This is a genomic window from Vibrio sp. Vb1574, assembly GCF_033338675.1.
The window spans coordinates 1-1,032 of record NZ_JAWOTC010000471.1; the positions used below are offsets into that span (position 1 = coordinate 1).

Here is a 1,032-nt window from a genome sequence, read left to right on the forward strand (position 1 = left end):
TATTTTGTCGGTGCAAGTTACCAAAGAAACGGCGAACCATCTCATCGGGATTTTAGTGTTTATGGTACTGCTATTGATTGGCTCGAATGTCGCGACGTTCACGTGGTGCCGCAGGAGCGCAAAGCGTGGTTAAACCTGAAACACCGATGGCTCAGGTGGTGCATCAGTTCAACTACTGCCCATGCCAGTACCTAGAGCAAAACTGGATCGTGCCAAAACAGCCTTGGCTTCTTAATCTGGATGGCTGGCGAGATAACCCAAACTTCAACCTTTGGTGTTTAGAAGAGTGGGCGCTTGCGCCTGTTCCAGAAACGGCTTTTAACAAGCCACACCATAGCTTGGCTCTGCTTCCTCCTGATGCGCTCAGTACGTTAATGCTCACCATTGGCGGGGCGTTGCACAGTTTTGCGATGCGCCAAGTGGTACTTAAAAAGCCCAAGCAGTGTTTGAACAACGTGTTTGGTTTGGATATCGCCCGTTTTCTTATTCAGCAAGGGCCGATGTTGTTGTCACAATGGCCGAAAGGTTGGCAAAAAGCGCTACCAGACATGATGAAAGAAGACGAAGTTGAACGTCACATGCTCAAACAGGGCTACGCATGGATGAAGTTTATCTTAGCGAGCTCTTCTCACGATATTTTGCTCCGTTGGCAGTTCAAGCTCGATCAATCACTTAGCCAAGTGAAAGAAAACACCTCTTGGCTTGTTGAAGAGCAACGTGATCTCGCGTACCGACTCACCAAAAAAATCGCAAAACAGGTTATTCCCCAATGGTTTCATTTGTTGAAATAAAAACCGACAACTTGCAGTTAGCGCCAGGTTTAAAGGTGCTCAAAGCCAAGGATTACGTTAGTTATCTCGATTCGCAACATTTGGTTGAAGCGGCGAATTCGAAAGCCGACAGCATCATTGCTAAAGCGCAGCAAGCGTATGAAACCGAAAAGCAGCGCGGCTATCAAGATGGTTTGGAGCAGGCGAAAATAGAAAATGCGCAGGCGATGGTCGCTACTTTGGCTCGCTGCAATGAATATTA

General features: G+C 47.4%; 1 protein-coding gene and 2 pseudogenes. All 3 read left to right on the forward strand.

The features are described from left to right. Window positions 1–133 (forward strand): annotated as a pseudogene (locus tag R7O12_RS26950) (EscJ/YscJ/HrcJ family type III secretion inner membrane ring protein); the annotation flags it as partial. Continuing rightward, window positions 126–791: a SctK family type III secretion system sorting platform protein VscK gene (gene vscK, locus R7O12_RS26955; protein WP_318127125.1), complete on the forward strand. Its 666-nt coding sequence runs from the start codon at window positions 126–128 to the stop codon at window positions 789–791. The pseudogene R7O12_RS26950 and the gene vscK, both read left to right, overlap by 8 nt. Further along, window positions 770–1,032: pseudogene (vscL, locus tag R7O12_RS26960) on the forward strand (SctL family type III secretion system stator protein VscL); the annotation flags it as partial. The gene vscK and the pseudogene vscL, both read left to right, overlap by 22 nt.